The organism is Rhizobium leguminosarum, from assembly GCF_019798305.1.
GTDB classification, from domain to species: Bacteria; Pseudomonadota; Alphaproteobacteria; order Rhizobiales; family Rhizobiaceae; genus Rhizobium; species Rhizobium leguminosarum_U.
On sequence record NZ_JAAXDD010000006.1, the window covers coordinates 1 to 26,734 of the forward strand.

The following is a 26,734-nucleotide window of genomic DNA, read 5'->3' on the forward strand; positions in this document are numbered from 1 at the left end:
TGCAGGGATTTCGATCTGCCGGCGGCTTGCAACGTTTCATCTCAGTCTTTTCAGCAGTCCGAAATCTCTTCGTCCCGCCGCACCAGAAACGCTCAGCCCTCGCTACCCACATTCATCGGATCCGCGCAGTGGCATGCCGTGGCCCGCGCAACAGTCTGAGGTCAGACAAAAGCCTTGTCCGGGCGTTGATGAAACAACGTGACATCGCCAACGCCCGCCTGATCCAAAATGGGTTGTCGCTTTGGGTAGCTGCGCGCGCGACGGTGGCTGCTTGCGGATAGCTACGCCGTTGTAGGCTGGGTCTCGGCAGTCATACCGGTAGATCTCCATCTTCCAGGCTGCCCGCCATCACCGACAGACATCCTCAAAGGTTTGCTCGCGCTGCTCGAACATGTGACTATGGGAACCCACGCTTCGTGATGGCAATCTTCAATGGTTCGACTTTTCCAAGCTGGGCTTATCGCAATACGGGCTCGGTTCGTCGCCGCGACAATGACGGTGCTTGCGGCTGTTCGACACCGGATCAATCCACCAACTTCACCACGTCGGTCGCGCAAGAGAGGCTCAATACCTCCGAGTACGCCGAACCGACAGTTATATCTTCCAGAATTGGCCATCTGGCATCGGCGCCTTCGACTACCGGGACCCCCGGCATTCGCCGCGGCCGGCTCCGTCAGCTCTTCGGAGCGGCGATGCTCTCCCTCGGGATAAGGCTGCTGCGGATGACGGTGCGCACCGCCGCCGTAGTCTGCGTCTGGCCAATGGCGCCGAGCAGGAGATCCACCGCCGCGCGCCCCATCTCTTCCACCGGCTGCTTGATCGTCGAGAGCGGCGGAGAGCAGAATTCGCAGACCGGTGAGCCGTCGAAGGAGACGACGGACAGATCACCGGGAATGCTTACGCCTCTCCGCTGGACACGGCTGACAAATGAAATGGCCATGTCGTCGCTGGTTGCGATGACTGCCGTCGGCCTTTCGGTCAACTCGGCGAAATCGTCCGCTGCCTGGACGCCGATGTCGAAGCCGTGCTGGTAATCGAGATGGCCGCCCGAGCGACGCACCGAGCCCTCCGACAATCCTGCCGCCTCGAGCGCCTCGAGCACGCCGCCATAACGCTCGACATCGTGATAGTTGCCTTCAGGCCCCGCAAGATAGAAGAACCGTCGATGACCCAATCGGATCAGTTCGGCCGTGACGTCGCGCACGGCCTCGCGGTCGTTCGTAATCACGCTCTGCAGGCCGGCATCGCTCATGTCGAGCAGCATCGACACGATCGGCAGGCCGGAATTTGCCAGCGAGCGCCCGTCGACCTCCGGAAGCTTCGACGACAGGATGATGGCCCCGCGCACGCTGCCGCCAAAGGCGAGGTCGAGAATATGCCGTTCGGAAATCTCGTCGCGATCGAGGTTGGCGATCATCAGGTTGTAGCCGCCCTGGATCAGCGATTTGTTGATGCTCTGCAGCACCTGCGGAATGATCTGGGAAGCGCCGTAGTAGAGCGATCCCGGCAGGATGATCATGATGATGTTGGACTTGCCGACCCTGAGGCCGCGCGCCATGGCGTTCGGCGTGTAGCCCAGTTGCCTGGCTGCAGCATTGATCTTGGCGCGCGTCTTCTCGTTGACCCGTCCGGGATTGGCGAGCGCTCGGCTGACTGTCGATATCGCAACGCCGGCGAGCCGCGCGACATCGGCCATCAATGCACCCGATGACTCCTCTCCCACCACATCCTTGTTTTTGTTCATGTTTATTTCGGTCTCCCGGATGCTTCGATTTACAACTCTAAGGCAGGCGGCGATGCATAGCAAACGTTTGCCAAAAACCGCTTGCTTAAAAAACCGGCTTGGCTATTATCTAGTCATGGCAAACGATTGCCATTTCTTAATGCGTTGAAAATCCATGGCTTATTGGATGTGGAACGACTGTTCCGCACGCGGGTAGGGCATGCCTCGATAAATGGACAGGTTATGGCTACTGACAGGCTACGCTTCGGCGTCGATCTCGTGACATTCTTCCATCCCGGCTTCTGGGGCGTCGACAGCCATGATGCGATCGTCGGCTATGCCCGCGCCGAACCGCGTGCCTTCTGGGACAAGATACTCGACAGCGTCGAGGCCTCCGGCGTCACCGGCGTCGAGCTGACCTTCTCTCCCTTCAACTGGCAGGACGCGATCAAGACCTATGGTTCCGTCGACGCCTTTGCAGCCGAACTGGCAAGACGGGGCCTGACGCTGTGCAGCGGCTTCTTCGCGGAACTGGAGGCGGCCGGTGACTTCGCTGAGCCCGAGGCCCAGCGCGCGCTGATCGACAAGGCGGAACGATATGCCGATTTCCTGAAAGCCTGCGGCAGCGACATCATGGTGATCGGCGCCCCCTTGCGCCAGACGCTCGGCGCCCAGCCAGTGCAATTCTACGATTTCGACCGCGCCAAGGTGATCGCCGATTTCCTGAACCGGCTCGGCGCGACCCTCTATGCCAGGGGCGTGCGGCTGGCGCTGCACACCGAGGCGCACTCGATCTTTGCCGCCGCGCGCGATGTCGATCTGATGATGCTGCTCACCGATCCGGCCTATGTGCACATGTGCCCGGACACGGCCCATATCATTGTTGCCGGCTCCGATCCAATCCAGCTCGTCGATCGCCATCACGAGCGCATGATCATCGCTCATTGGAAGGATGCAATCGGCCCGATGCCCGCCGACACGCCGATCGACAAGCACATCCATGAACGCCACCAGCCCTATTTCTGCAGCTTCGGCCTCGGACGGGTCGATTGGCCGGCCTGGATCCGGCTGCTGCGCGACCGGGCCTATGAGGGCTGGGCGATCCTCGAACTCGATGCCGCGCCCGATCCCGTCCGCGACATCGCCAACGGGCTCACGCTCGTCCGGCAGGCGCTCCTGCCGATCTATCGCTGACAGTCATCCCTAAGACAACAAAACGCCCCGCAAAGAGGGCATTTTCAAGAGGTGGAACAATGAAGAACATGATGAAGCTTTTTCTTGTCGGCGTGGCATTCGCCGGTCTCTTCGTCTCGGCGCATGCCGAGGACAAGCCGACGATCGAGATCATGTCGTCTTGGACGTCGGGCGGCGAAGCTGCCGCCCTCAACGTCATCAAGACCGAGTTCGAAAAGCGCGGCGGCGTCTGGAAGGATTCCTCGATCGCCGGCTTCGGCGCGGCCGATGCCGCCTTCCAGAACCGTATCGTCGCCGGTGACGCGCCGGGCGCCAAGCAGGGCGTCATCGGTCTGGCTGCCGCCGATTTCATCAACCAGGGCCTGTTCAATCCGATCGACGACGTGGCCGCCGCCGGCAAATGGGCCGATGCTCTGCCGAAATCGATCCATGACCTCATCACCTATGACGGCAAGGTCTATCTCTCGCCGACCGGGGCCCATGGTGAAAGCTGGATCTTCTATTCGAAGGAAGCCTTCGAGAAGGCCGGCATTTCGCAAGAGCCCAAGACCTGGGACGAGCTCTTTGCCGATCTCGACAAGATGAAGGCTGCCGGCATCGTTCCGGTCGCCTGGGGCGGCCAGCCCTGGCAGCAATCCAAGGTCTTCAACATGATCCTGCTCTCGCAGGTCGGGATCGACGGCTTCCTGAAGATCTATGTCGACAAGGACAAGAGCCAGACCTCCGTCGAAGGCGTGAAGAAGACTCTGGAAATCCTCGGCAAGCTGCGTGGTTATGTCGATGCGGGTGCTGCCGGCCGCAACTGGAACGACGCGACCGCCATGCTGATCACTGCCAAAGCCGGCGTGCAGTTCATGGGCGATTGGGCCAAGGGCGAATTCACCGTTGCCGGCAAGGAGCCGGGCAAGGATTATGGCTGCATGATCGTGCCGGAGTCGAAGGGGATGGTTTATATCGCCGACGCCCTCTGGTTCCCCAAGACCGGCAAGGCCGAGACCGACAAGGCGCAGAAACTTCTCGCCGAGGTCGTCATGGATCCGGCCGTCCAGGTCGAATTCGCCCTCAAGAAGGGTTCGGTTCCGATGCGCTCCGACGTCGACAAGTCGAAACTGGACGTCTGCGCCCAGAAGGGTGTCGAGCTGATGGCCGCCGGTGCGATCGTGCCGGATCAGGCGATCGTGCTGACGCCCCAGCAGGTCGGCGCACTCGACGACTTCGTCGACGAGTACTGGAGCGGCGGCTCGAATGATGCGGCCTCCGCAGCCGCGAATTTCTTCGCCATCTTCGAATAGGATAGCGCCTGTGGCGTCGGCCTGATGTCGACGCCACGACTGCCGGCAGCCGCCTCGCGCGGCGGCGCGAGCCCTGCTTTCCACCCGTCAACGAGCTGGCCGATGTCCATCAAACGCAAGCCCAATCTTTCCGCCACCATCGCCCTTTTGCCGACGTGGTTCGTTGCCGTCGTGGTCTTCATCGGCACGATGGGCTGGTCGATCCGCCTGTCCTTCACCAATTCCACGCTTTTTCCGTCCTCGACCTATGTCGGCTTGGCGCAGTATTCGAAGCTCTTCTCTTCCGCCAAATGGCTGGCATCGCTGCAAAACGTGCTGATCTTCGGCGTCCTTTACGTCGCAGGCTGTTTGCTGCTCGGCTTCCTGCTGGCCGCGGCGCTGGACCGCAAGATCCGCTTCGAAAGCGCCTTCAGGACCATATTCCTCTATCCCTACGCCATGTCCTTCGTGGTGACCGGGCTGATCTGGCAATGGATGCTCAATCCGACGCTCGGCATCCAGGCAAGCGTGCGCTCGCTCGGCTGGGAAAGCTTCGTCCTCGACTGGGTGGTCAATCGCGACATGGCAATCTATGCGCTGGTGCTTGCCGGCGTATGGCAGGGCGCGGGGCTCGTCATGGTCATTGCGCTCGCCGGCATGCGCGGCATCGAAGGCGAACAATGGAAGGCGGCGCGGATCGACGGCATTCCCGTCTGGCGCATCTATGTCTCGATCATCCTGCCCCAGCTCGGGCGGGCGCTCGCCGCGGCCGGCATGCTGCTCGCCATGGGCGTGATCAAGACCTACGACATCGTCGTTGCCATGACCAATGGCGGCCCCGGCAATGCGACGGAGGTGCCGGCGAAATTTATCATGGACAATCTGTTCGGGCGCCAGAACCTCGGCCTCGCCACGGCCGGTGCGACGGTGCTTGTCCTCGGCGTGATCATCGCAGTCGCCCCGTTCCGCTATGCGATGCACATGCGAGACAAAGCAAAGGGGGCCGCGTGATGACCCGTTCTCATCCGAATGGCCCGAAGCCGGCACAGATCACCGCCGGGCGCATCGGCCTCTATGCCTTCCTTGTTATCGCCGCGCTTTTCTTCCTTCTGCCGCTCTACACCATGGTCGTCACCTCGCTGAAGTCCATGGACGAAATCCGGCTCGGGCAGATCTTTGCCCTGCCGTCCACGCTCGATTTTTCTGCCTGGGCTACCGCCTGGTCGGGCGCCTGCATGGGAACCGTCTGCGTCGGCATTCGCAGCGGCTTCTGGAATTCGGTGGCGATCACCCTCCCCTCGGTCGCGCTCTCGGTCTTCATCGGTGCCGTTAACGGCTATGCGCTGTCGCTCTGGCGGCCGCGCGGGGCAAATCTGCTTTTTGGCCTGCTGATGGCCGGCGGCCTGATTCCCTACCAGATCTTCCTCTATCCGATGGTCCGGGCGATGGCGAATATCGACCTCTATAATTCGCTCGCCGGTATCATTCTCGTGCATGTCATCTTCGGCCTGCCGCTGGTGACGCTGCTCTTTCGCAACTATTTCGTCAGCGTGCCGGAGGAGCTCTGCAAGGCGGCACGCGTCGACGGCGCGGGTTTCTGGCGCATCTTTTTCGAGATCATGTTGCCGATTGCCGTGCCGATGGTCGTTGTGGTCTCCATGCTGCAATTCACCGGCATCTGGAACGACTTCCTGCTCGGTCTCGTCTTTGCCGGGCGCGACAACCTGCCAATGACCGTGCAGCTCAACAATATCGTCAACACCACGATGGGCGAGCGAACCTACAACGTGAACATGGCGGCGACGATCCTCACCGCCATCGTTCCGCTTGCCATCTATTTCCTGTCCGGCCGCTGGTTCGTGCGCGGCATCGCGGCCGGCGCAGTCAAGGGGTAACGCTTCCATGCAATGTGCCGTCTCCGTCAAGGATCTGAAGATCGCCTATGGCGACCATACGGTGATCGAGAAGATGTCGATCGATATCGCGCCGCGGGAGTTCCTGGTGCTGCTCGGCCCGTCCGGCTGCGGAAAGTCCACGCTTCTGAACGCCATTGCCGGTCTCCAGGACATCACATCAGGCGAGGTCTGGATCTCGGGCAAGAACGTCAGCTGGGAGGAGCCGAAGGACCGCGGCATAGGCATGGTCTTCCAGTCCTACGCGCTCTATCCGCGTATGTCGGTCCGCAGGAACCTCTCCTTCGGGCTTCGCGTCGCCGGCCTGCCGAAGGCCGAAATCGAGGCCCGTGTTTCCCGTACCGCAGCGCTTCTTCAGCTCGACAAGCTGCTCGACCGGCGTCCGGCCGAGCTTTCCGGCGGCCAGCGCCAGCGCGTCGCCATTGGACGGGCGCTGGTGCGTGAAGTGGATGTCTTCCTATTCGACGAACCACTGTCGAACCTCGATGCCAAGCTGCGCAACGAATTGCGCGTCGAGATCAAGAAGCTGCACCAGCGCCTCGGCAATACGATGATCTACGTCACCCACGACCAGGTCGAGGCCCTGACCCTGGCCGACCGCATCGCCATCATGCGCGACGGCGTCATCCAGCAGCTCGCCTCGCCGGCCGAGATCTACCGCCGTCCGGCCAATCTCTTCGTTGCCGGCTTCATCGGCGCTCCGGCGATGAATTTCGCCGAGGGTCGGATCGAGCGCGGCAACGGCGCGCTGGTCTTCAGGAGCAAGGAGCTCACCGTCGATCTCTCCGGTTATTCCTTTAGAGCGGACGCAGCGGAAGGACCCGCTACACTCGGCTTTCGCCCGGAAAACCTTGTGCTCGATGGCGCCACGAGCGGCCTGCCCACCATTCCGGGTCGCGTTTCCGTGGTCGAGCCGATGGGTTCGGACGCCGTCGTCTGGTTCGACTGGGCGGACCGGAGCCTGTCGCTCCGGCTCATGGGCGATGTCACCCTGCAGCCCGGCGATGCCGTGGCTCCCGGGCTCTATATCGCCAAGGCATCCCTCTTCGGCGCTGATGGATCGCGGCTGTGACACGCCATCCCTTTGTTTTCCCGCAATTCCGGACGCGTTTCGCGCCGTTTTGAGGATTGCTCCAGGACAGGATTTGAAAAGACATGTCTGAGATCGTCTATGATGCGCTGGTGATCGGCTCCGGCGCGGCGGGTTCCTTTGCGGTAAAGGAACTGACGGCACAGGGACTGTCGGTGCTGCTGCTCGAGGCCGGCCCCGCCGTCGGGCCGAAGGATTTCGATCCCGCACGCAAGAAGGCGCCGGCAAGCAGCATCAATATCTGGGAGCGCGCGCGGGCCACCCTCAAGGGCCAGCCGATCCAGGCGCGCGCAGCGTTTTTCACCGAGCGCTTCAGCCATTTCTTCGTCAACGACCGCAAGAACCCCTATATGACGCCGAAGGGCGAACCCTTCCTCTGGATCCGCGGCCGCCAGGGCGGCGGACGCCTCCACAGTTTCGGCCGGGTGCTGCTGCGCTGGACCGACGACGATTTCAAGATCCGCTCACGCGCCGGAAAGGGCGTAGACTGGCCGATATCCTATGATGAGTTGGTACCTTTCTACGGCGAGGTCGAGGCTTATCTCGGGCTCTACGGCAACAAGGACAACGTGGCCACGCTGCCGGACGGCATCTATGCGAAGCCGGCAAGCCTGACGCCTGCCGAACAGATCTTCAAGCAGGCGGTCGAAAACCGCTGGCCGGACAGGCACGTCGTCTCCTGGCGCTACATCGCGCCGGACGCTGACCGCATGCCGCGACCGCTGCGAGAAGCAAAGGCGACCGGCCAGTTGACCATCCGCTACGACGCCGTCGTTCGCCGCATCACCACGGATGAGAAGACCGGCCGCGCCACCGGCGCGGAATACATCGATCGCAACACGGGCGCGGTATCGACGGCGCGCGCCGCGACGGTGGTGCTTTCGGCCTCGCCGATCGAGAGCGTGCGGCTGCTGTTGAATTCGGCTTCGGCGAAACATCCAGATGGGCTCGGCAATAGCTCGGGCGCTCTCGGTCGCTATTTCATGGACCAGCTGCCGTGCCTCGCCTTCGGCTCCTTTTCCAAGGCGAAGGGTTGGGCGCCCGACGACTCCGCGCCGACCGACCCCTTCTACAATCCGTCCGGCGGGATCTTCATTCCCCGCTTCGGCGAGGGCGATGCCGCCCGCGGCGATTTCGACTACCAGGGAAGCGTCGGCCGCGCGCCGGTCTCCGAAGATAGAGATGCGCGTCTCGCCTTCTTCGGTTTCGGCCGCATGCTGCCCTATGCCGACAACCGCATCACGCTCGATGTCAGGCGTAGGGATGCCTGGAACATTCCCGTGCCGCATATCCGCTGCGTCATGCAGGAGGAGGAGCAGGCACTGCTCAAGAAGCAGGAGGAGACGCTGATCGCGATGATCAGGGAGATTGGCGGCGACCTCGAATTCATCGGCTCGCCCACCGGCCTCAAGGAAATGGGCAAGGGCGCCTTCCCCGAAGCCGATGTCTTCAGCCGCTTCATGTTCCGCAAATGGTTCCGCAAGACCATGTGCATGGGCGCCGCAATCCATGAGACGGGCGGCGCGCGCATGGGCGAAAACCGGCAAGCTTCTGTGCTCAATCCCTACAATCAGGTCTGGGATGCCCCGAACCTCATCGTCACCGACGCCAGCGCCTTCCCCGGCAGCGGCATCGCCGGCACCACGCTCACCGTCATGGCCCTGACAATCCGCGCCTGCCGGAATCTTGTCGACCAGTACCGGACGGGACGGCTGTAGCCGCGCTTGGAACGAGGGACCCGGGTAAACCGTTTCAGCCTTCGATCAGTGGTCGTCATATAAACTTCGCACTGACATGCTCCTGTCAACAAAAGCAGGAAGGGAAACCCATGTCGCAAACACATCAGGACCAGCTCAACCGGATAAAGGCCGAGATTGCCGACAGCTTCGATGAAGAGCTGGAAATGCAGATGGAGGAAGACCGGCTGGACGATCTGGTCGCCGAAGGAATGTCAGAACCGGCGGAGCAGACGATCGAACGAAAGATCTACTTCCGGGAGCTTTTCCGGCTGCAGCATGAACTGGTGCGGTTGCAAGATTGGGTCCAGCATAAGAAGCTGAAGGTGGTGGTGCTGTTCGAAGGCCGGGATTCGGCCGGCAAGGGTGGCGCGATCAAGCGCGTAACCCAACGGCTCAATCCGCGCGTTTGCCGGACGGTCGCGCTGCCCGCGCCCACCGAGCGGGAACGTCATCAATGGTATTTCCAGCGTTATGTCCCGCACCTTCCGACCGCCGGTGAAATGGTGCTCTTTGACCGAAGCTGGTACAATCGCGCCGGTGTCGAGCGCGTCATGGGATTCTGCACCGAGGAAGAACTCGAGGAGTTCTTCCGCTCGGTGCCTGAATTCGAACGGATGCTCGTCCGCTCCGGAATCGTGCTGATCAAGTACTGGTTTTCGATCACCGACGAGGAGCAGGAATTCCGCTTCAAGATGCGCATCCACGATCCGCTGAAGCAATGGAAGCTCTCACCGATGGATATGGAAAGCCGTGTCCATTGGGAGGAGTACACCAAAGCCAAGGAAGAAATGCTGGCGCGGACGCACACGGAGGATGCACCCTGGTGGGTGGTACAGGCTGTGGACAAGAAACGGGCGCGTTTGAACTGCATTGCCCATCTTCTAGATCAGATCCCTTACGAGGATGTTCCGAAACCTGAGATCCAGTTGCCGGACCGCATCCGTCACGCCGATTACAACAGGGCGCCGGTTCCGCCTGAAATGCTCGTGCCGGAGCGCTACTGACGGCGTAGCCGCAGAGGCCGCCTAAATCGGAATCGATCTAGGGGTTGTTTCGCTACGCCACGGAAGAGTGTGGCGTAGCGTTGGATCGCCGGCGACCTTCAGGCGGCGACGTCAGCCATGCGGTTCAATTCCGAGACGGCGTCATCCGGCAGCACGAGCCCGGCGGCGGCGAGGTTCTCCCTGAGATGGCCGACGGACGAGGTGCCGGGGATCAGCAGGATGTTTGCCGCACGACGCAGCAGCCAGGCGAGCGCTACCTGCATGGGCGTGGCACCAAGGCGTGCGGCGACATCGGACAGAGTGGACGACTGCAGCGGGGTGAACCCGCCGAGCGGAAAGAACGGCACATAGGCGGTGCCTTCGTGCGCGAGGTCGTCGATCAGCCTGTCGTCGGCCCGATGCGCCAGATTGTACTGGTTCTGCACGCAGACGATCTCGGTGATCCCACGCCCCTCGGTGATCTGTTTGGACGTGACGTTGCTCAGCCCGATGTGACGGACCAGGCCTTGCCGCTGGAGATCGGCAAGGACCGTCAGCGGCGCTTCAATCGACCCTTCGGCCGGGCCGTGCACGTCGAACATGATCCTGAGATTGACGACATCAAGCACATTGAGGCCGAGATTGCGGAGATTGTCGTGCACTGCCGCGGTCAGCTCTTCGCGCGAGAAGGCCGGCATCCATGATCCATCCGTGCCGCGCCTGGCGCCAATCTTGGTGACGATAACGAGATCGTCGCGATACGGATGCAGCGCTTCGCGGATGATCTGGTTGGTGACGTGCGGGCCATAGAAGTCGCTAGTGTCAATGTGGTTTACGCCGCTCGCGACCGCGTCGCGCAGGACTGCCAGGGCCGCGGCATGATCTTTAGGCGGGCCAAACACGCCGGGCCCGGCGAGCTGCATGGCGCCATAGCCAAGCCGCTTCACGCTGCGGCCGCCGAGGTTGAACGTGCCGGACTGATCGATAGTGGACATGGTCTAACTCCTTTCAAGAGATGACGCCAAGATAAGCATTGTCGGCGCGTGTGAAAATTGGCTATAATCCGCACGGGCTGTGCGGAGTGGCGAACAGTGAAAGCGGATCTGGGTGATCTCAATGCCTTCGTTGCCGTGGCGCGCGCCGGGGGGTTTCGTGAAGGGGCGCGCGTTAGCGGCAGCAGCGCCTCTTTCCTCAGCGAAGCGGTGCGTCGCCTGGAGGCCCAACTCGGCGTCAGGCTGCTCAACCGGACGACACGCAGTGTCGTGCCGACCGAAGCGGGCAAGGGCTTGCTGGAGCGGCTCGGCCCTGCTTTGAGCGAGGTGGAGTCTGCCCTCGACGTCGTCAACGGTTTTCGCGACAGGCCGGCAGGTGCGTTGCGCCTTAATGTGCCGGTCAGCGCGGCGCGGCTGGTGCTGCCCGCCATCGTTCCACCGTTTCTCGCCGTCTATCCCGATATTCGGCTGGAGGTCGTAACCGATGAGAATTTTGTCGACGTGATCGCGGCCGGCTGCGACGCCGGCATCCGCTATGACGAGCGGTTGGAGCAGGATATGATCGCAATACCGATCGGCCCACGCGTCCAGCGCTTTGCCATCGCCGCCTCCCCCGACTACCTGGATCGCCGTGGCCGGCCGCAACACCCGAGCGAGCTGCTCGGCCATGCCTGCATATTGGGCCGTTTCGACAGCGGCGCGATGACGGCGCCGTGGGAATTCGAGCGGGATGGCGAGATAGTGCGGGTCGATCCAACGGGGCCGTTGATCGTGCGGGTCGGCGGAGCGACCGACCTGGCCGTCGATGCAGCGATATCAGGAACAGGGATCGTCTGCCTCTTCGAGGACTGGCTGCGCCCGCATTTCGACAGCGATGCGCTCGAGCCCATCCTCGAACCGTGGTGGCAGCGCTTCTCCGGGCCGTTCCTCTATTATCCCGGACGGCGTCTGGTGCCGGCGCCGCTGAGGGCTTTCATCGACTTCGTCAAGGCATCAGCCAGTCAGGCTTGATGTTTGTCGGCCAGAGACGCGCCCTCGATCTTCACTGAGCTTCTAGGCGTTAGAGCTTGACGTCGGCATTGTCGCCCATATCAGGTTTGCTGTTCGAGACCGCGGCGGCCGCCATTTTGATATAGCTGATGATCGTGCCCGGGCTGTCCCAATATTCGGCCGACGACGGGATAATCTTGAGGATGCGGATGGAAGGATCGTCAGGATTGTCCCACCACGCCTTTGCCGGCGTGGCCCATAATTCCCTGATCTTCTCGCGATCGTTTTGCACCTCGGCCGCCCCTGACACGGAAACATATTTCTGTCCCTTGGTGTCGGCAAAGGCCAGGCACACGTTTGGCCAACGGGCGATCTCATCGTCCTTGTGACTGCTGACATCCGTCAGAAAATAGATCGCATTCTCGAGCTGCGCGGTATAGGCGGACATCGGGCGAGCTTTAAGATCGCCGCCGCTGCGGGTCGTCAGCATGCAGAACCCGATCTTGTCGACCAACTCCCATACCCGTGTCGCATCGTCATGCTCTGCCATCGTCATCTCCATCTGTGCAAGAGACGAAGTAACCATCTGCCGAGGCCGATGTTCCCAATGGGCGGTCTATTCAGCCAATTCCCTGAAGGTGATGGAATAACGCAGGCGGTCGACGGGCGGGATGGAATGTTGCCAGTGCGTTCTTGAGGCGCCAGCCATGAGATAGGCCGAGCCGGGTTCAAGGACGAGCGACCGCCGCTGCCATTTTGCACCGTCACGCCGCCTGAGCCTGAAGGTGCAAGACGAGAGCAAGGAGACACCGACGACCCGGCCGAAGACGAATTTGTCCTTGTGCCAGCCGATCGGAGCACCCGGGCCATACTCAGTGACCAGCGCCTGCGCGAGCGCATCGGGCTCGATGCCGGCGAAGCGCGCCACCACTTCGCGAATGGGAAGCAGCACCGACGGCATCGCATCGGCTCTTCTGACACGCTGGCTGTCGAAGTCATATTTCCAGCCGAAGGAAACCGTTCTGCGCTTGCCCTCAAACCCATGAAAGTCGAAGGCTTTGAAGGCAAGCGTCGGCATTGCCTCAAGAACCGTGCGCTGAAGATCCGGACGAACGATCTCAGCAGAATATCGGAACCCCTCAGGGAGCGTCCCGTCCGCCGCACGAAAGAGATCCTCCTGCACGATGATGCTCACTGCGCTCGTGCCTCAATGGACGCTTGGGGTTTTCATGACCATTGCGAAGTCTTCGGCGACCAGTTCACTGACGGCGATGAGAACTTCCTCCCGGGAAAAACCCGATGTCAGAGCGCGTTGGATCAGATCCTGCAGATCCGGCTCCACGACATCGCGGCAATCCTCGAGGCGTTCTTCGGAAACGGTGAGGCTATTGAGTTCGTCCATTATCTGTCCTTTCACGGAATGTAGCAGCCGAAGCTCGGGGCTAGTTGGGAATGACTGCTAGCGGGTGGTCGCCACCCGCTTCGATCCGGCGATCAGGCCTTCACGCTGCATCTTCTTGCGTGCGGCCTTGCGGTGACGGCTGATCGCCTGCGCCTTTTCCCTGACGCGCCGTTCGGACGGCTTTTCATAGGCGCGCCGTTCCTTCATTTCACGGAACAGTCCTTCGCGCTGCATTTTCTTTTTCAAGACCCTGAGCGCTTGATCGACATTATTGTCTCTGACGAGTACTTGCATTTCAAGTTCTCCTTGTGTGGGTGGGGCGACGATTGCCGCTCAGCCGAGCTGCTCGTCGATCACAGCCCGCAATTCGCGGCGGGTGAGGAGGCAGGGAAACGGCTTCCAGCTCTGAGCGACGCGGCCGACAGCCTCGTCATTCTCGCGCGATTTCGCCGCCGCAACCGCGGTGGCTTTATTTATGTGGTTCAAAAAAAATCCTTTGCCGATCTCGGCCGGCGTCATCGATTGTTTGTGGGATTGCCCGTCACACAGCCATAACGGCGCGTACGCACACACAAGCGTTTCAATCATGAGCCAGCAACGGCTTAGATTTCCGCTTGATCGGGTATTTCCGCAACATAGGTATCGGCGGGTAAAATTGCAACGGATGGGCCGGATGGCATGGCGCGCGCATCGCTAATCGCGCTCAGATATACTCAGCGCCATTTTATTCAAGTTAACCGGGTATAGTTTTCGCCAAATTTTCTTCAATTTGGCCTGAAAGTGACATTATTCCGCCGAACTGGAAGCAACGGGGAGATTGGCTCCGAAATTAACCTTCTGTTAAATAGACCATTGACTTGTAGTATTAATAGGTTGTTAAAGGACCCGCTCGCTGAGGTCGAAATTGACCCGCCAATAAACAATTTGAGGAGAGTGCAATGGCTTCGCCAATTCATGCAACTGATGATAGTGCAACATTTAAAGAAACTGACGTTATTTCCGGAAATCTGCTTTCCAACGATTCATCCGACAACGGTCACCTGTTCCTGCGCGCCTTTGATGGCGCAAGCGTTGGCGCCAAGGCCGGCAACAGCCAGGTCACCGAGATCCAGGGCGACTACGGCACCTTCTTCGTCAAGCCTGATGGCAGCTACACCTATGTCCTGAGCGATGCGGCCAAGATCGGTTTCGCCAACGGCGAATCCTACCAGGAGAAGGTTTCCTACAAGATCTCCGACGGCAGCGGTCATACCGATGTCGGCCTGTTCACCCTCAACATCCAGGGCGTAACCCAGGTAAAGCCGATCGCTGTCGACGACCACTACAGCTTCAACGAAGGTAGCGCCATCGGCGGCAACGTTCTGGACAACGACATTGCCGGCGACAACGGCAAGCTCTTCCTCCGTCAGTTCGACGGCACGAACGTCAGCGCCAAGGGCGGCCTCGACGCTGTTACCGACATCGTCGGCGACCATGGCGTCTTCCACGTCAAGCCGAATGGTGAATTCACCTACACGCTGACGGAAGACCTGACTGCCGGCCAGAACGTCACGGAAACCGTCCAGTACTACAAGATCTCCGATGGCGAAGGCCACACGGATGTCGGCGTTCTGACGCTCAACATCACAGGCACCGACGCTCATCTCGCTTGATCACTTGCGAGAAATCAGTGAGAGACACCGCCCGCCGCGCAATCGGCGGGCGTTTTCATATATCCACTTGTCATATTCAGCCAGTCTGCAAAGCGGCATAATACTTTTTAGCTAGTTCTTATAAATGCCGGGGCGGCGTAGTCTCGTTGTTCGGAGGACACGCCGTTGACCGAACACATCGAACCCAGGCAGATGGAAACAGACGATCTGACGAAAGTCTGGTCCGTGACCGAGTTTTGCGCGCGTCACCGCATAGATACCGAGGAACAAGCGCTGCTGCTCAAACTTTTCGGGCCGTTCGCGACTGCCTCCGAGCTGATCCACAATGCCAAGCGTGCCCCAAGATTTAGATAAGGGGCGTTCGACCCGGTCGCCTGCTTGGGACCGCCTATGGGCTCCGACTCGCGACGCTAGGCTTGCTTTCCGGCCACCTCACGTCCGGCACGTATCACTGCGTCTGTAGTGATATCGAACTTCTTGTAAACGTCATCGATTTTGCCGGATGCTCCGAATTCATGCATGCCGACGAATACGCCGTCCAAGCCGAGATAGCGGTCCCAGGAATCCTGCACGGCTGCTTCGACGGCGACCCTGGCTCGGCTGCCGCCCAGCACCGATTTCTTGTAGGCGGCATCCTGCTTCTCGAACAGCAGCCTGCACGGCATCGAAACCACGGCGGTGCGAATACCCTCGTCCTGCAGCACCGAGCGGGCTTCGACCGCCAGATGCAGTTCCGAGCCGGAGGCAAGGATCGTCAGTTGCCGCGCGCCGCCTTCAGCTTCCTGGAGAACGTAGGCTCCCCTTGCCGAGCGGTTCTCGTCGGACGGGTCGCCGCGTAAAAGCGGCATTGGCTGGCGGGACAGAGCAATCAGTGCTGCCTGCCGCGGCGCATCCATGATCGCCTCCCAGCACTCGGCCGTTTCGATCGGATCGCCCGGGCGATAGACGGCGAGCCGGGGAATGGCGCGCAATGCGCTCAGATGTTCGATCGGCTGATGTGTCGGCCCGTCCTCGCCCAATCCGATCGAGTCATGTGTCATCACGAAGATCGAACGCACCTCCATTATCGCCGCGAGCCGGATCGCCGGGCGGCAATAGTCGGAAAATGTCAGGAACGTACCGCCATAGGGAATAAGCCCTCCATGCAGCGCCAAACCGTTCATTGTGGCCGCCATGCCGTGCTCGCGGACACCATAGTGGAGATAGGATCCGCCATATTCCCCGGGCTTGATGTCGACCTGGTTCTTGGCCTTGGTGTTGTTCGAAGGAGTCAGATCCGCCGAGCCGCCAAGAAGCTCGGGGATCGCATCGAAGAGATGGTTGAGCACGATGCCGCTCGCCTGACGGGTGGCGAGATCCTTTTCGGAACCTGAAAGTTCCTGCTTTGCTGCAGCAATGGCAGCGCGCCAACCGGACGGCAGTTCTCCGTTCATCCGCCGCTCAAAATCGTCTCGCTTATCCGGCGAAGCGGTCTGGACACGGACCGCCCAGGCCATCCGCGCCGGCCCGCCTTTCGCGCCAATCTTTCGCCAGTCATTGAGAAGCGCTTCCGGTATTTGGAAGGGAGGCGATGTCCAACCGAGGATCTTGCGGGCGCCGGCGATCTCGTCTTCACCAGGCGCGTCGCTATGGGCCTTCTGCGTTCCCGCCCTGGTCGGGAAACCGAAGCCGATGATCGTTTTGCAAGCAATCATCGACGGCCGATCCGTCACCTTCTGCGCTTCGATGATTGCGGCGCGGATCGCATCGGTATCGTGACCGTCGATTCGCTGGACATGCCAGTTCGCCGCGCGGAAACGCGCCGGATGGTCATCGGATTCAGCAAGGCTGGTCGCACCGTCGATCGAGATCGAGTTGTCGTCCCAGAAGGCGATGAGCTTGCCGAGCTTCAGATGTCCGGCAAGCGATATCGCCTCGTGGCTGATGCCTTCCATCAGGCAGCCGTCACCCAGGAAGACATAGGTGTGGTGATTGACCAGATTGTCGCCGAACGAGGCGTTCATGATCCGCTCGCCGAGCGCCAAGCCAACGGAGTTTGCGATCCCCTGCCCCAGCGGGCCGGTCGTCGTTTCGATGCCGGTGGCGTGACGATATTCGGGATGACCGGCCGTGCGGCTGTCGATCTGCCGGAAGCGTTTGATCTCTTCGATGGTCATGTCCTTGTAGCCCGTCAGGTAAAGCAGGCTGTAGAGCAGCATCGAGCCGTGACCGTTGGAAATGACGAAGCGGTCGCGATCGAACCAATAGGGATCGGCCGCATCGAACTTCAGAAACTCGGAGAAAAGCACCGCAGCGATATCGGCCATGCCCATCGGCATGCCGGGATGACCGCTCTTTGCCTGTTGAACCGCGTCCATGGAGAGGAAACGAATGCAGTCGGCGAGATCCCGGAGGTGCTGATCCTTGGGAGCTGGGAATGTCTTCGGAGCTTGTGAGGTGTCCGGCATTGGGAGAAACTCCTCGGGATACGTGGATTGTGAAGGCAGAGACCGTCTGCCTCACTATCTCGTTCACCGTGGTGCTCAGAGCTCGCCACGGCGAATTTGATGGGTCCAGTTGAACCTAGTGCGGAGTTTCCAGTTGTGGATACCATCCGCGCCAGGAAAGACCGATTTCCGGGACCTGATCGTCTCGAATCCCTCAGTGACCTCGCAGGTCAAGGCAATTTTCCTGAATTGCTCCTCACTCTTTGCACAAAATCTGCAATCCGGTCGGGCATCTCTATGCCATGAGCAAGAACGACATCCCGCCCCGCATCACACCGTCCGCCGTGCCGGACCGCCTCCGCAATGACGGATGGTGGCTGACAGAGACGTGCCGACCTCGAGGGACTCCTTTCGAGGAGATCTCCGAAAGCGTGCTCATCGTGACCGAAGGGCGGTATTTACGAGAGGACCAGCAATGGACACTACCAACATTCTGACAGCACCGATGCCCATCAGGCGCTATCCCGGCCGAATAGCCGTGCTGCTTGGCCTCGTGGCGCTGGCAGATTTTCTGATCTTTGGCCAAGAGCCCGGGATAAACTTCTTCCTCTTTGCGCTCGCCATCTGCGCCGGGATTCTGCTCCCGGCCATGAAGGGGCTATCGCCTTCGACGGCGGCTCTCCTGCTGGGCTTGTCGCTCCTGGCTTCGGCGCCTCTGCTCGAAACACCGTCAGCAATGGCTTTTGCCCTTTGCCTCAGCGCGCTGATGTCGGTGGCTCTCGTCAGCGGCAAGCTCATGCCTCGCAACCTTACCGGCCTGCCTTTGGCGCTTTCCCGTTTCGCGCTCGTCATTCCCTTACGGCTTGCCGAGGATGTCGGGAAATATCTTGCGACACCGGCGAAACGGTCCTCCCTTACCGAAGTCCGGCAGAGCGCCGGCCTCTGGGTCATGCCGCTCATTCTCGCATCGGTGTTCTTGCTCCTCTTTGCAGCGGCAAATCCCGTTATCGAGGTCACGCTGCGCAGCATCCGTTTTGACGTTCTGCTGCAGTTCCTCGATCCCTGGCGGATCGGCTTCTGGATAATGATTGCCGCTGTGGTCTGGGCTTTGCTGCGGCCACGCCTGAAGCGTCGATTTGCGAGGCTGCAAGCCAGCAGAGCGTTCATGATCGTGCCGACCAAAAATTCACCGCTCGGCCATGCCTCGCTGTTGCGCTCGCTGCTTCTCTTCAATGCGCTCTTTGCCGTGCAGACGGTTCTCGATCTCGTCTATCTCTGGGGCGGCGCGGATTTGCCCGATCACATGAGCCACGCCGAATATGCTCATCGCGGCGCCTATCCGCTGATTGCGACAGCGCTTCTTGCCGCCGGTTTCGTGCTGCTTGCCATGCGACCCGAGGGCCCCGGCGATAAAAGCCCGCTGATCCGCGGCCTCGTCTATGCCTGGATCGGCCAGAACATCCTTCTCTGCCTGTCTTCGATGCTGCGGCTCGAGCTTTACGTCGAGGCCTATTCGCTGACGGAACTGCGTGTCGCCGCCGGTCTCTGGATGGGTATCGTCGCCACCGGCCTTGCCTTGATTCTGCTGCGTATCGTGCTGCGTCGATCCAACGAGTGGCTGATCGCCACCAACTTCGCCTCCCTGATCGCGGTCCTCTACATCAGCGCCTTCATCGATTTCGCAGCTATGATCGCCCGCTTCAATGTCGCCCACAGCCAGGAAATCAGCCAGGAAGGTCTGCCGCTCGACCTCGATTATCTCTCCTCGCTCGGTCCTTCCGTCATTCCGGCGCTCGATCTCTACCTCCTCAAGCTACCGGATCAGCTGATCGACCAGAGGAGCCAAGCGGTGACAGTTCGGTACTACCTCGCCAGGAATTTTGAGATGCGCCGGCGGGACTGGCGGAACTGGACCTTCCGGGCGGCGCAGCTGGAGAGTTATCTCCTGTCTCCCATTGCAAGATAGAACAAGAACGATAACAACAGGAACGACAACCAAACGCAGGACCGATGATGGCGCCGCGCATTCTCGTCGTCGATGACGAACCTCACATCCGCGACGTGATCTGCTTCGCCCTTGAGCGCGCCAGCCTGGCATCGATGGCCGCCCGCAACGGCACCGAGGCGATGACGGCCTTCCGCCGGGGCAACATCGATCTCATCATCCTCGATATCGGCATGCCCGACATGGACGGCTTGGAGCTCTGCCGCCAGATCCGCAAGACGTCGGCATTGCCAATCCTGTTTCTTTCGGCGCGTGACGAGGAGATCGACAGGGTGCTCGGTCTCGAAATCGGCGGAGATGATTATGTCACCAAGCCGTTCAGCCCGCGCGAACTCGTGGCTAGGGTCAAGGCGATTTTGAAGCGCAGCAGCAATGAAGCGGGGCCCGACAGACGCCACGCCACCCTTGTCGCCGGTGAACTCAGCCTGGATCGGCGTGGCAGGACGGTCATGTTTGGCGAGAGCACCATCGCAATGACAGCGCTCGAATTCGCAATCCTGGACGCATTATTAGCACGCCCCGATATGGTCTTCAGCCGCGAACAGCTGATCGCGGCGGCCTATGGCGCCGGAACCTATGTCGCTGACCGGACGATCGACAGCCATATCCGCAACATCAGGGCCAAGTTCCTGGCGGTCGGCGGTTCCGCGATCATTGCAACCGTTCACGGCATCGGCTTCAAACTCGGCATCGAAAGCGGGAGGAAGGCCTGATGCCGGCACCGAAAGTCAGAACGAAATGGCGGCCGACGCTGGCGCTGATCGTCTATGTCGTGCTTCTCGCGGTCATGGCGCTGCCGATCCTGATCGTCATCTGGTTTCGTGCCGTGGAGGCGAGTTCGAACCGGATGGCACCGGCGGAAATCGGCGCCCTCGTCGTCGCCTTCATCCTGACGCTCGGCGTTGCCTATGTGCTGACGCGCACCATCACCGGGCCTATCGACGCTTTGATCGCCCGGACGGAAGAGATCGCCCGCGGCGGCAAGGGAGCAATCCAGCCGCTGGAAAGCTATGGAACGCGCGAGATCGCCGTCCTGTCGCAAAGCTTCCTCGATCTCGCCGGAAAACTGGTCGATCGCACCGAATATATCAGCTCCTTTGCCGCCCATGTCTCCCACGAACTGAAATCGCCGCTGACAGCCATCCGCGGTGCGGCAGAGCTTTTGCGCGATGACGATGCCGAAAGGCCGATGACGAAGGCGCAGCGTTTGCACTTTCTCGACAACATCGTCGCCGATGCCGTCCGGCTCGATGCATTGTTGCAGCGGCTGAGGGAACTTGCGCAGGCGGAAACGCCTGTCGCCGAGGGCAGAAGCAGCATCACGGACATCATATCCTCACTGCGCGGGCGATTTCCCGCTCTCAATATTTCCGGCGCCGGCGATACGGAAATATCGGTTACTCTTCCCCAGGAGGCAGCCGGCATCGTCTTTGCCAATCTTGCCGAAAACGCTCTTCAGCACGGCGCCACGCTGTTGGAACTCAGAATATCGGTCGATGCCCGAACAGCCGTCATTCTTGTCTGTGACGACGGCAGCGGTATTTCCGAGGCAAATCGCCAACGCATCTTTCAGCCGTTCTTCTCAACCCGCCGCGAGCAGGGCGGTACCGGCATGGGCCTCGGTATCGTCCGCGCCATGCTGAGTTCCCATGGCGGTACGATCTGCCTGCTGCAGACGACCGGCGCCGGCACCGAATTCGAAATCACCCTCCCGGGACCGAGCTGACGTTCCAGAGACCGATCGGGACATTGCGCGGAAAAGCGATCCCCTGACACGGGAATGTCGTCAAGCGACTGGATCAGTTTCCAGGCTCTATCGTCGTCACTGCCGCCTGCGCGATGACATCTGCAATGCGTTTGGACAGCGCCGGGTCGGAAGCAGCGCGGGCGAGGGTCACACCACCACTGAGCATGGCGAGCAGCAAGATCGCCTGATCTTCCCGGCGTCTTTTGGATTGACCCGGTATCTCACCCTCCGGCAAGCCGACCGCAACTTCCTCGATGAGACGTTTGAGTTCTGCCGTATAGGCGCTTCGTGTTTCATCGTCTGCGCGCATGACGTCGGGGGAAAGGCTTGGCAGAGCGCAGCTCTCGCCCAGATCGCAGGTTCTTTTATAGCCGAGATAGTGGCCGACGAATGTCGTCAGCCAGTCTTTCGGTTCACTGGTCTTTAGCGCCGCAATTCCTTGCCGCAGATCTTCGAGGCCGGTTAGCACGGCGGTGCGAAAGGCTTCGCCCTTGGACTTGAAATGTCCGTAGAAGGCACCGTTGGTCACGCCTGCCGCCTTGGTCAATGCATCGATGCCCGCACCGCCATAGCCTTCCTTTCTGAAAACCTGTCCAGCCGCCGCAATGACGCGCGTTCGAGTCTCCTGCTTATGTTCGGCACTGTATCGCATATATGTCCTTTTGGAGAGTGATCACTCTTTATGTCTTGCTAGGAGAGTGATCGATGTGTATGCATAAAGAGTGCTCGGTATATATCAAAAACGGTCACGGTTCAAACAAGGAGACATGCGATGCCCATCACGCTCACCATACCCGAAGGCCTGCTCTCACAGGAGGCCCAGACGCAGGCCTTTGCCGGATTGACGGACGCAGTGCTCGATGCCGCCGGCTTGACCGGCAATGACTTCATGACAGCCAATATTATCGGCACGATCAACGTGCTGCCGCGGGAGCATGTACTTGCGGCGGGAGAGCCGATCGCTGCAGCCTTCGTTGAGCTCAAGCTGCCCGAGATAGCGCTGGTGAGCGCTGAAGCAAAACAGTCCTTCTTCGAAAAAGCGGCCGATGTCATCGAACAGGCCGCCGAAGGCCGGCTCAAGCGCGAGCATATATGGTCGAACATCGTCTACGCGCCTGAAGGGGCCTGGGGTATCGCCGGCCGCAGCTATAACAATGCCGATCTCGTCGGCGCCATCCAGGGTGCGGTTGCTGCCTCGTAACGATCGCGGCGTAAGCTCGGAAATCTCAGACTTGATGCAATGCCGGGCCGGCGATACCAGGCGTCGCGGTCCGGCGCCTTGACGGAGCCAGACCATGCAGCTTGCCAACTATCTGTTCTTTTCCACCGGTTGCGAAGAGGCGCTCGCCTTCTATGCCGAATGCGGGCTTGGCCGGATCACGCAATTGGAGCGCCACGGCGCAGACGGGATGCCCGTTGCCAGCGAAGCCATGCGGGGCAAGGTGATGCACGCTCGTTTCGAAGGACCTGGTATTCTGTTCTTCGCCTCGGACAATCACGATGCCGAGCCGATGCGAGGTTCCGCCCATATGCTGATCATGGACGACCGAGACAGTACCGCCAGCCTCTTCGCACGGCTGGCCGAGGGGGGCAAGATTACGACACCACTCGCCGTCCAGCGATGGGGGAGCTACTACGGCAAGCTCACCGATCGTTTTGGCGTCCAGTGGATGCTCGATTGCGTAGAGCATGATGCCGAAAAGTGTGAGCGGTTTTCGGACGCCATCATGGTCTAACTATATAATGTAGAACAGGATTCAGATTTTAGGCCGACCCGGCCTAAAATCATCCTGTTCTAGCGTGACCATGTGCTGTCTACACGTAAGTGCGAGACGATAATCGCGCCGATACGTGCGAAACCGGCAGGATGGCAGGGGAGAGCCTCGCCCCGACCAAGCGGCCGCGAGCACCCTCCCCCAATCTCGCGTTCGCATCTCAGCGCGTCGTATAACCGCCGTCGATAACCAGCACTTCGCCGGTGACATAACTTGCCGCCGCCGAGCAGAGGAACAATGCGGCACCCGCCACCTCCTCCGGCTGCCCGACGCGTCCCATCGGGGTCATGTTGCGCCAGGTCGGGAACCAGTCGGGATTGTCGATGCCGCCGCGCGACAAATCGGTCTCGATATAGCCGGGGGCGATGGCGTTGACGCGGATGTTTTCAGCGGCAACCTCGCTGGCGAGGCTCTTCGTCATCATGTGGACCGCCGCCTTTGAGGTGTTGTAGGCGACCTGGTTCTGCGGAATGTTGGACACGATCCCCGACATCGAGCCGATATTGAGGATGATGCCGCCGCCCTGGCGCCGCATGGGTGCGAGTGCGGCGCGGCAGGCGCGGAAGACGGCGTCGACGTTGACGGTCATGATCTCGCGCCAGATGGCATCGGAGAACTCGCCGCTGTCGCCATGAATGGCGATGCCGGCATTGTTGACGAGGATGTCGAGCCGTCCCGCCCGTGAGAGGGTCTCAGTGACGAGTTCGTCGGCAGCACTTTCCTTCATCAGGTCGGCAGCGACGAAATCGCAATCGACGCCGGCCTTGGAGAGCCGGTCTTCCGCCGCTGCATTGCGGGTTCGGCCCGTGATGAGGACTTTGGCGCCCGCCTCGCCGAGCGCCTCGGCGATCGCAAGCCCGATGCCACGCGTGCCGCCGGTCACCAGCGCTACCTGTCCGTTCAGGCGAAATCTGTCGAAGATCATGGCCGTTTCCTCTTGAGTAGGCGTTCCGCGATTGTTGAAGGCGATCGCACTTTCGTCAGATGTCGGCGCTCTGCGGCAGAATGACAAGATCGCGGATGGTGATGTTGCGTGGGCGCGTCAGCATGAAGAGCACGGCTTCGGCCACTTCGTTCGCCTCCATCAGGCCACCCGCGGCGAGCGCCTCATCCAGCTTTTCCTGCGGCCAATCGCTGAGAAGGGCCGTGACCACGGGGCCCGGAGCGACGGCGCCGACGCGCAAGCCATGCTTGGCCACCTGACGCCTCAGCGTATGGACGAATGCCTGGACGGCATGTTTCGAGGCCGTGTAGATCGGCTCCCAGACGACTGGGATCATGCCGGCAACGGAACTCGTCAGGATGATATCCCCGGTCTTGCGCTCGACCATGTGCGGCAGAACGGCATGCACCGAACGGAAGGCGGCGTTGATGTTCAGGTTGAGCATCCGGTCCCAGGCATCCGGGTCGCCGTCCAGCACCTCGCCGCCGATATAGGAGCCGGCATTGGCGTGGAAGATGTCCAGTTGGCCGGCTTTCTCCAGTATCTCAGGCATCATGCGTGCGACGCTTTTCGGATCGGTGAGATCAATGACCAAGGGAATGGCGTTGGCGCCGAGTTTCGAGCAGATTTCCTTCAGGGCATCTTCATTTCGGTCGACCAGCACGACCCGGGCGCCCGCGGCAAGCATTGTCTTGGCGCACTCCAGGCCGATACCCGACGCCGCTCCGGTGACGGCCGCGATTTTTCCAGACAGATCCTGTCCCATTTTCTTCCTCTGCTTTCTGATAGGTTTAGGCTCGGCCGTGCGAAATCCGCGATCGGCGTGCCAGCGAGTCGACGATGACGGCGACGGCAAGGACAGCGCCGGTGATCATGTATCGAAGCGATGACGATAGATCGAGAAGCGTCAGTCCACTGGCGATCGACTGGATGACGATGATGCCGAGAAGGGCTGAATAGGCGCTGCCGCGCCCGCCGAACAGGCTCGTGCCGCCGATGACCGCTGCGGCGATGGCGTTGAGATTGACGTCGCCCGTGCCAGCCTGCTGACTTGCCGTCGCCAGCCGCGCGGCGGAGAGAACGCCGCCGGTGGCAGCAAGCAGGGCGCACATGACGAAGGCGCTCGTGTAGATGCGCGAAACGTTGATGCCGGAACGACGGGCAGCCTCCCTGTTGCCGCCGACGGCATGCATCGAGCGTCCCCATTTCGTGCGCGTCAGCGCATAGTTCATCGCGGCGACGAGCCCGACGAAAAGACCGAACATCCAGGGAATGCCGCGCGACTGGTTGAGATAGAATGCGACTGCTTCCAGGGCGACGGTGATGATGACAGCGCGGACAAGCAGTCCGCCGGCCGATTTCGCCGACAGGCCGGCCGCCCGCCGGCGCGCCGAGGTGCGGTAGCTGGAGAAGAAAAAGGCAATGCCGGCAAGGGCCACCAGCAGATAGGCGACCGGGTCCGGCATGACCATGATCTGGCCGAAACTCACGAGCCAGGAACCATAGGGAAGATTGATCGAACCAGTAGCTCCGAGGATATAGAGCTGAAGGCCGAGAACCGCGAGCAGCCCCGACAGCGTCGACACGAAGCTCGGCATGCCGAAGCGGTTGAAGAGAAACGCATAGAGCGAGCCGATCAGGGCGCCGACAATCATGGCGGCGAGGATCGCCAGAACCACCGGCCAGCCCTGGTTGACCCAGAAGACGCCGACCAGCGCAGAGGCGAAGCCACTGACGGAGCCTACGGAAAGGTCGATCTCACCCACCATCAGGATGCAGACGATACCCAGCGAGATGACACCGACGGTCGAGCAGTCGAACAGCATGTTGACGAGGTTGCTGCTCGAGAGAAACACCGGATTGAGCGCCTGGAACACCGTCCAGATGATCGCCAGGCCGACAATGACCGGCAGCGAACCGAGATCGCCGGAGCGGATGCGATCCCCAAAGGCGCGGATCGAGCCGGCAAGGCTATCGTCGTGGTGCACTCTTTCGTCACGTCGGTCGAGGAGCGCAGGTGCTGCCGGTTCATTCTGGATGGTCTTCATCATGGCCTGCCCTCCTCGTTTTGTTGGCTTTGCGCCTTGCGGCGCATCGCGCGGCGGGAGACGGAATTGTTGGATGCGCCGGTGATGGCGCTGACGAGCTGTTCGTTGGATGCGTCGGGCGGCATGGTGCCGTTGTTGCGTCCGAGCCGAAGGACGACAATACGGTCGGCGACGGCGCGAACATCCTCCATATTGTGGCTGATCATGATGACGGCGAGGCCGCGTTCCCGCACACGCTCGATGAGGTCAAGCACTTCAGCGGTCTGGGCGACGCCGAGCGCTGCTGTGGGTTCGTCGAGCATGATCAGTTTCGGCTGGAGCAGCAGCGATCGGGCGATTGCTACCGTCTGGCGCTGTCCGCCGGAGAGCGAGGCGACGGGTTCGCGCACGCTCGGAAGGCGGGCCGAAAGCTCGTTCAAGAGCTTCCAGGCGGCGATCTCCATCTTGACTTCATCGAGCTGATAGGGGCTGAGCTCCTTGCCGAGAAAGATATTGGCGACGACGTCCAGATTTTCGCAAAGCGCCAAATCCTGGAAGACGGTTGCGATGCCGAGGTCGAGAGCGGCGCTCGGGCTCGACAGGTTGACCGGCTTGTCCTCGAAGATGATCGTGCCCGAGCTTGGCTGGTGCACGCCGGCCAGGATCTTGACAAGCGTCGATTTGCCGGCGCCGTTGTCGCCCACAAGCGCCACGACCTCGCCGGCATAGACATCGAGTTCGATATCGGTGAGCGCCGACACTGCTCCGAAGTTCTTCGATATTCCACGCAGACTGAGGACAGGCTGACGGGAAGGGTCAGGAGTATGAGAGGTTTCAGACATCGCCTGGCCTTTCGAAAAAG

General features: G+C 60.9%; 28 protein-coding genes and 2 pseudogenes. 17 read left to right on the top strand and 13 right to left on the bottom strand.

Translation table 11 applies throughout. The features are described 5' to 3' along the window. Together HFO99_RS11790 and HFO99_RS11795 are read left to right on the top strand one after the other, a co-directional pair. A pseudogene (locus tag HFO99_RS11790) lies at positions 1-134 on the top strand (IS6 family transposase); the annotation flags it as partial. Positions 135-217: 83 nt separating this feature from the next. Next, positions 218-420: pseudogene (locus HFO99_RS11795) on the top strand (hydrogenase); the annotation flags it as partial. Between the two features lie 253 nt (positions 421-673). Here HFO99_RS11795 and HFO99_RS11800 read toward each other — a convergent pair. Further along, positions 674-1,744 (bottom strand): LacI family DNA-binding transcriptional regulator, encoded by a 1,071-nt coding sequence (locus HFO99_RS11800; protein ID WP_222334526.1) that lies wholly within the window; start codon positions 1,742-1,744, stop codon positions 674-676. 222 nt (positions 1,745-1,966) lie between these two features. Between HFO99_RS11800 and HFO99_RS11805 the strand changes: the two genes are divergently transcribed. The 7 genes from HFO99_RS11805 (at position 1,967) to ppk2 (ending at position 9,934) form a co-directional block, all read left to right on the top strand. Beyond that, positions 1,967-2,917 (top strand): sugar phosphate isomerase/epimerase family protein, encoded by a 951-nt coding sequence (locus HFO99_RS11805; RefSeq protein WP_222361361.1) that lies wholly within the window; start codon positions 1,967-1,969, stop codon positions 2,915-2,917. A 59-nt stretch (positions 2,918-2,976) separates the two neighbouring features. Continuing rightward, the gene (locus tag HFO99_RS11810) at positions 2,977-4,209 is read left to right on the top strand and encodes an ABC transporter substrate-binding protein (RefSeq protein WP_222361363.1); all 1,233 of its coding nucleotides are present in this window, start codon (positions 2,977-2,979) and stop codon (positions 4,207-4,209) included. Positions 4,210-4,311: 102 nt separating this feature from the next. Then, entirely contained in the window at positions 4,312-5,199 is an 888-nt protein-coding gene (locus HFO99_RS11815) for a carbohydrate ABC transporter permease (protein WP_222361365.1), read from the top strand. Further along, on the top strand, positions 5,199-6,083 hold the full coding sequence (locus tag HFO99_RS11820) for a carbohydrate ABC transporter permease (protein ID WP_222361368.1): 885 nt from the start codon (positions 5,199-5,201) through the stop codon (positions 6,081-6,083). The genes HFO99_RS11815 and HFO99_RS11820 overlap by 1 nt, the downstream gene beginning before the upstream one ends. Before the next feature lie 7 nt (positions 6,084-6,090). Further along, positions 6,091-7,173: an ABC transporter ATP-binding protein gene (locus tag HFO99_RS11825; protein ID WP_222361370.1), complete on the top strand. Its 1,083-nt coding sequence runs from the start codon at positions 6,091-6,093 to the stop codon at positions 7,171-7,173. An 83-nt stretch (positions 7,174-7,256) separates the two neighbouring features. After that, positions 7,257-8,909, top strand: coding sequence for a GMC oxidoreductase (locus tag HFO99_RS11830; RefSeq protein WP_222361372.1), 1,653 nt, complete (start codon positions 7,257-7,259; stop codon positions 8,907-8,909). 110 nt (positions 8,910-9,019) lie between these two features. Next, the gene (gene ppk2, locus HFO99_RS11835; RefSeq protein ID WP_222361374.1) at positions 9,020-9,934 is read left to right on the top strand and encodes a polyphosphate kinase 2; all 915 of its coding nucleotides are present in this window, start codon (positions 9,020-9,022) and stop codon (positions 9,932-9,934) included. A 98-nt stretch (positions 9,935-10,032) separates the two neighbouring features. Here ppk2 and HFO99_RS11840 read toward each other — a convergent pair whose 3' ends face one another. After that, positions 10,033-10,908, bottom strand: coding sequence for an aldo/keto reductase family oxidoreductase (locus HFO99_RS11840; RefSeq protein WP_222361376.1), 876 nt, complete (start codon positions 10,906-10,908; stop codon positions 10,033-10,035). Between the two features lie 96 nt (positions 10,909-11,004). Here HFO99_RS11840 and HFO99_RS11845 point away from each other — a divergent pair, with 96 nt between their 5' ends. Continuing rightward, on the top strand, positions 11,005-11,916 hold the full coding sequence (locus HFO99_RS11845) for a LysR family transcriptional regulator (RefSeq protein ID WP_222361378.1): 912 nt from the start codon (positions 11,005-11,007) through the stop codon (positions 11,914-11,916). A 49-nt stretch (positions 11,917-11,965) separates the two neighbouring features. Here the strand turns inward: HFO99_RS11845 and HFO99_RS11850 are convergent, their stop codons facing one another. The 5 genes from HFO99_RS11850 to HFO99_RS11870 all read right to left on the bottom strand — a co-directional run bounded on the left by HFO99_RS11850 (position 11,966) and on the right by HFO99_RS11870 (position 13,816). Next, the gene (locus HFO99_RS11850; protein WP_128402907.1) at positions 11,966-12,445 is read right to left on the bottom strand and encodes a pyridoxamine 5'-phosphate oxidase family protein; all 480 of its coding nucleotides are present in this window, start codon (positions 12,443-12,445) and stop codon (positions 11,966-11,968) included. A 66-nt stretch (positions 12,446-12,511) separates the two neighbouring features. Beyond that, entirely contained in the window at positions 12,512-13,090 is a 579-nt protein-coding gene (locus HFO99_RS11855) for an alpha-ketoglutarate-dependent dioxygenase AlkB (protein ID WP_128409589.1), read from the bottom strand. A 12-nt stretch (positions 13,091-13,102) separates the two neighbouring features. Then, the gene (locus HFO99_RS11860; RefSeq protein WP_003538349.1) at positions 13,103-13,297 is read right to left on the bottom strand and encodes a hypothetical protein; all 195 of its coding nucleotides are present in this window, start codon (positions 13,295-13,297) and stop codon (positions 13,103-13,105) included. 57 nt (positions 13,298-13,354) lie between these two features. Continuing rightward, positions 13,355-13,591, bottom strand: coding sequence for a 30S ribosomal protein S21 (rpsU, locus tag HFO99_RS11865; RefSeq protein ID WP_128402906.1), 237 nt, complete (start codon positions 13,589-13,591; stop codon positions 13,355-13,357). A 39-nt stretch (positions 13,592-13,630) separates the two neighbouring features. Further along, on the bottom strand, positions 13,631-13,816 hold the full coding sequence (locus HFO99_RS11870; RefSeq protein WP_222361743.1) for a hypothetical protein: 186 nt from the start codon (positions 13,814-13,816) through the stop codon (positions 13,631-13,633). 419 nt (positions 13,817-14,235) lie between these two features. On the opposite strand from HFO99_RS11870, the gene rapA2 reads away from it, so the two are divergent. Then, complete coding sequence (gene rapA2 / locus HFO99_RS11875; protein WP_128402905.1) at positions 14,236-14,949, top strand: calcium-binding lectin RapA2; 714 nt, start codon at positions 14,236-14,238, stop codon at positions 14,947-14,949. Positions 14,950-15,114: 165 nt separating this feature from the next. Further along, positions 15,115-15,303, top strand: coding sequence for a hypothetical protein (locus tag HFO99_RS11880; protein WP_105010491.1), 189 nt, complete (start codon positions 15,115-15,117; stop codon positions 15,301-15,303). Between the two features lie 56 nt (positions 15,304-15,359). On the opposite strand, the gene tkt is transcribed toward HFO99_RS11880, so the two are convergent. Further along, positions 15,360-17,396, bottom strand: a complete 2,037-nt coding sequence (gene tkt / locus HFO99_RS11885) for a transketolase (RefSeq protein ID WP_222361380.1) — start codon at positions 17,394-17,396, stop codon at positions 15,360-15,362. Between the two features lie 454 nt (positions 17,397-17,850). On the opposite strand from tkt, the gene HFO99_RS11890 reads away from it, so the two are divergent. Genes HFO99_RS11890 through HFO99_RS11900 form a run of 3 tightly spaced genes read left to right on the top strand, consistent with a single transcriptional unit; the run spans position 17,851 to position 21,106 of the window. Continuing rightward, entirely contained in the window at positions 17,851-19,341 is a 1,491-nt protein-coding gene (locus HFO99_RS11890; RefSeq protein ID WP_222361382.1) for a DUF4173 domain-containing protein, read from the top strand. A gap of 47 nt (positions 19,342-19,388) precedes the next feature. Next, positions 19,389-20,093, top strand: coding sequence for a response regulator (locus HFO99_RS11895; protein ID WP_222361384.1), 705 nt, complete (start codon positions 19,389-19,391; stop codon positions 20,091-20,093). Beyond that, positions 20,093-21,106 carry a sensor histidine kinase gene (locus HFO99_RS11900; protein ID WP_222334539.1) on the top strand — a complete coding sequence of 338 codons (1,014 nt, stop codon included), beginning with the start codon at positions 20,093-20,095 and terminating at the stop codon, positions 21,104-21,106. Before HFO99_RS11895 ends, HFO99_RS11900 begins: the two co-directional genes overlap by 1 nt. 73 nt (positions 21,107-21,179) lie before the next feature. Here HFO99_RS11900 and HFO99_RS11905 read toward each other — a convergent pair whose 3' ends face one another. Continuing rightward, positions 21,180-21,779: a TetR/AcrR family transcriptional regulator gene (locus HFO99_RS11905; RefSeq protein ID WP_222334540.1), complete on the bottom strand. Its 600-nt coding sequence runs from the start codon at positions 21,777-21,779 to the stop codon at positions 21,180-21,182. A gap of 120 nt (positions 21,780-21,899) precedes the next feature. Here HFO99_RS11905 and HFO99_RS11910 point away from each other — a divergent pair, with 120 nt between their 5' ends. Continuing rightward, the gene (locus tag HFO99_RS11910; protein ID WP_222334541.1) at positions 21,900-22,328 is read left to right on the top strand and encodes a Tautomerase enzyme; all 429 of its coding nucleotides are present in this window, start codon (positions 21,900-21,902) and stop codon (positions 22,326-22,328) included. Between the two features lie 94 nt (positions 22,329-22,422). After that, positions 22,423-22,863: a VOC family protein gene (locus HFO99_RS11915; RefSeq protein ID WP_222334542.1), complete on the top strand. Its 441-nt coding sequence runs from the start codon at positions 22,423-22,425 to the stop codon at positions 22,861-22,863. A gap of 199 nt (positions 22,864-23,062) precedes the next feature. On the opposite strand, the gene HFO99_RS11920 is transcribed toward HFO99_RS11915, so the two are convergent. From HFO99_RS11920 to HFO99_RS11935, 4 genes are read right to left on the bottom strand one after another with little or no spacing between them, the layout of a single operon-like run. Continuing rightward, the gene (locus tag HFO99_RS11920; RefSeq protein ID WP_222334543.1) at positions 23,063-23,827 is read right to left on the bottom strand and encodes an SDR family NAD(P)-dependent oxidoreductase; all 765 of its coding nucleotides are present in this window, start codon (positions 23,825-23,827) and stop codon (positions 23,063-23,065) included. A 55-nt stretch (positions 23,828-23,882) separates the two neighbouring features. Continuing rightward, entirely contained in the window at positions 23,883-24,611 is a 729-nt protein-coding gene (locus HFO99_RS11925; protein ID WP_222334544.1) for an SDR family oxidoreductase, read from the bottom strand. Positions 24,612-24,636: 25 nt separating this feature from the next. Beyond that, the gene (locus HFO99_RS11930) at positions 24,637-25,896 is read right to left on the bottom strand and encodes a sugar ABC transporter permease (protein WP_062940469.1); all 1,260 of its coding nucleotides are present in this window, start codon (positions 25,894-25,896) and stop codon (positions 24,637-24,639) included. Beyond that, entirely contained in the window at positions 25,893-26,714 is an 822-nt protein-coding gene (locus tag HFO99_RS11935; protein WP_222334545.1) for an ATP-binding cassette domain-containing protein, read from the bottom strand. The genes HFO99_RS11930 and HFO99_RS11935 overlap by 4 nt, the downstream gene beginning before the upstream one ends. Positions 26,715-26,734: the final 20 nt, after the last annotated feature.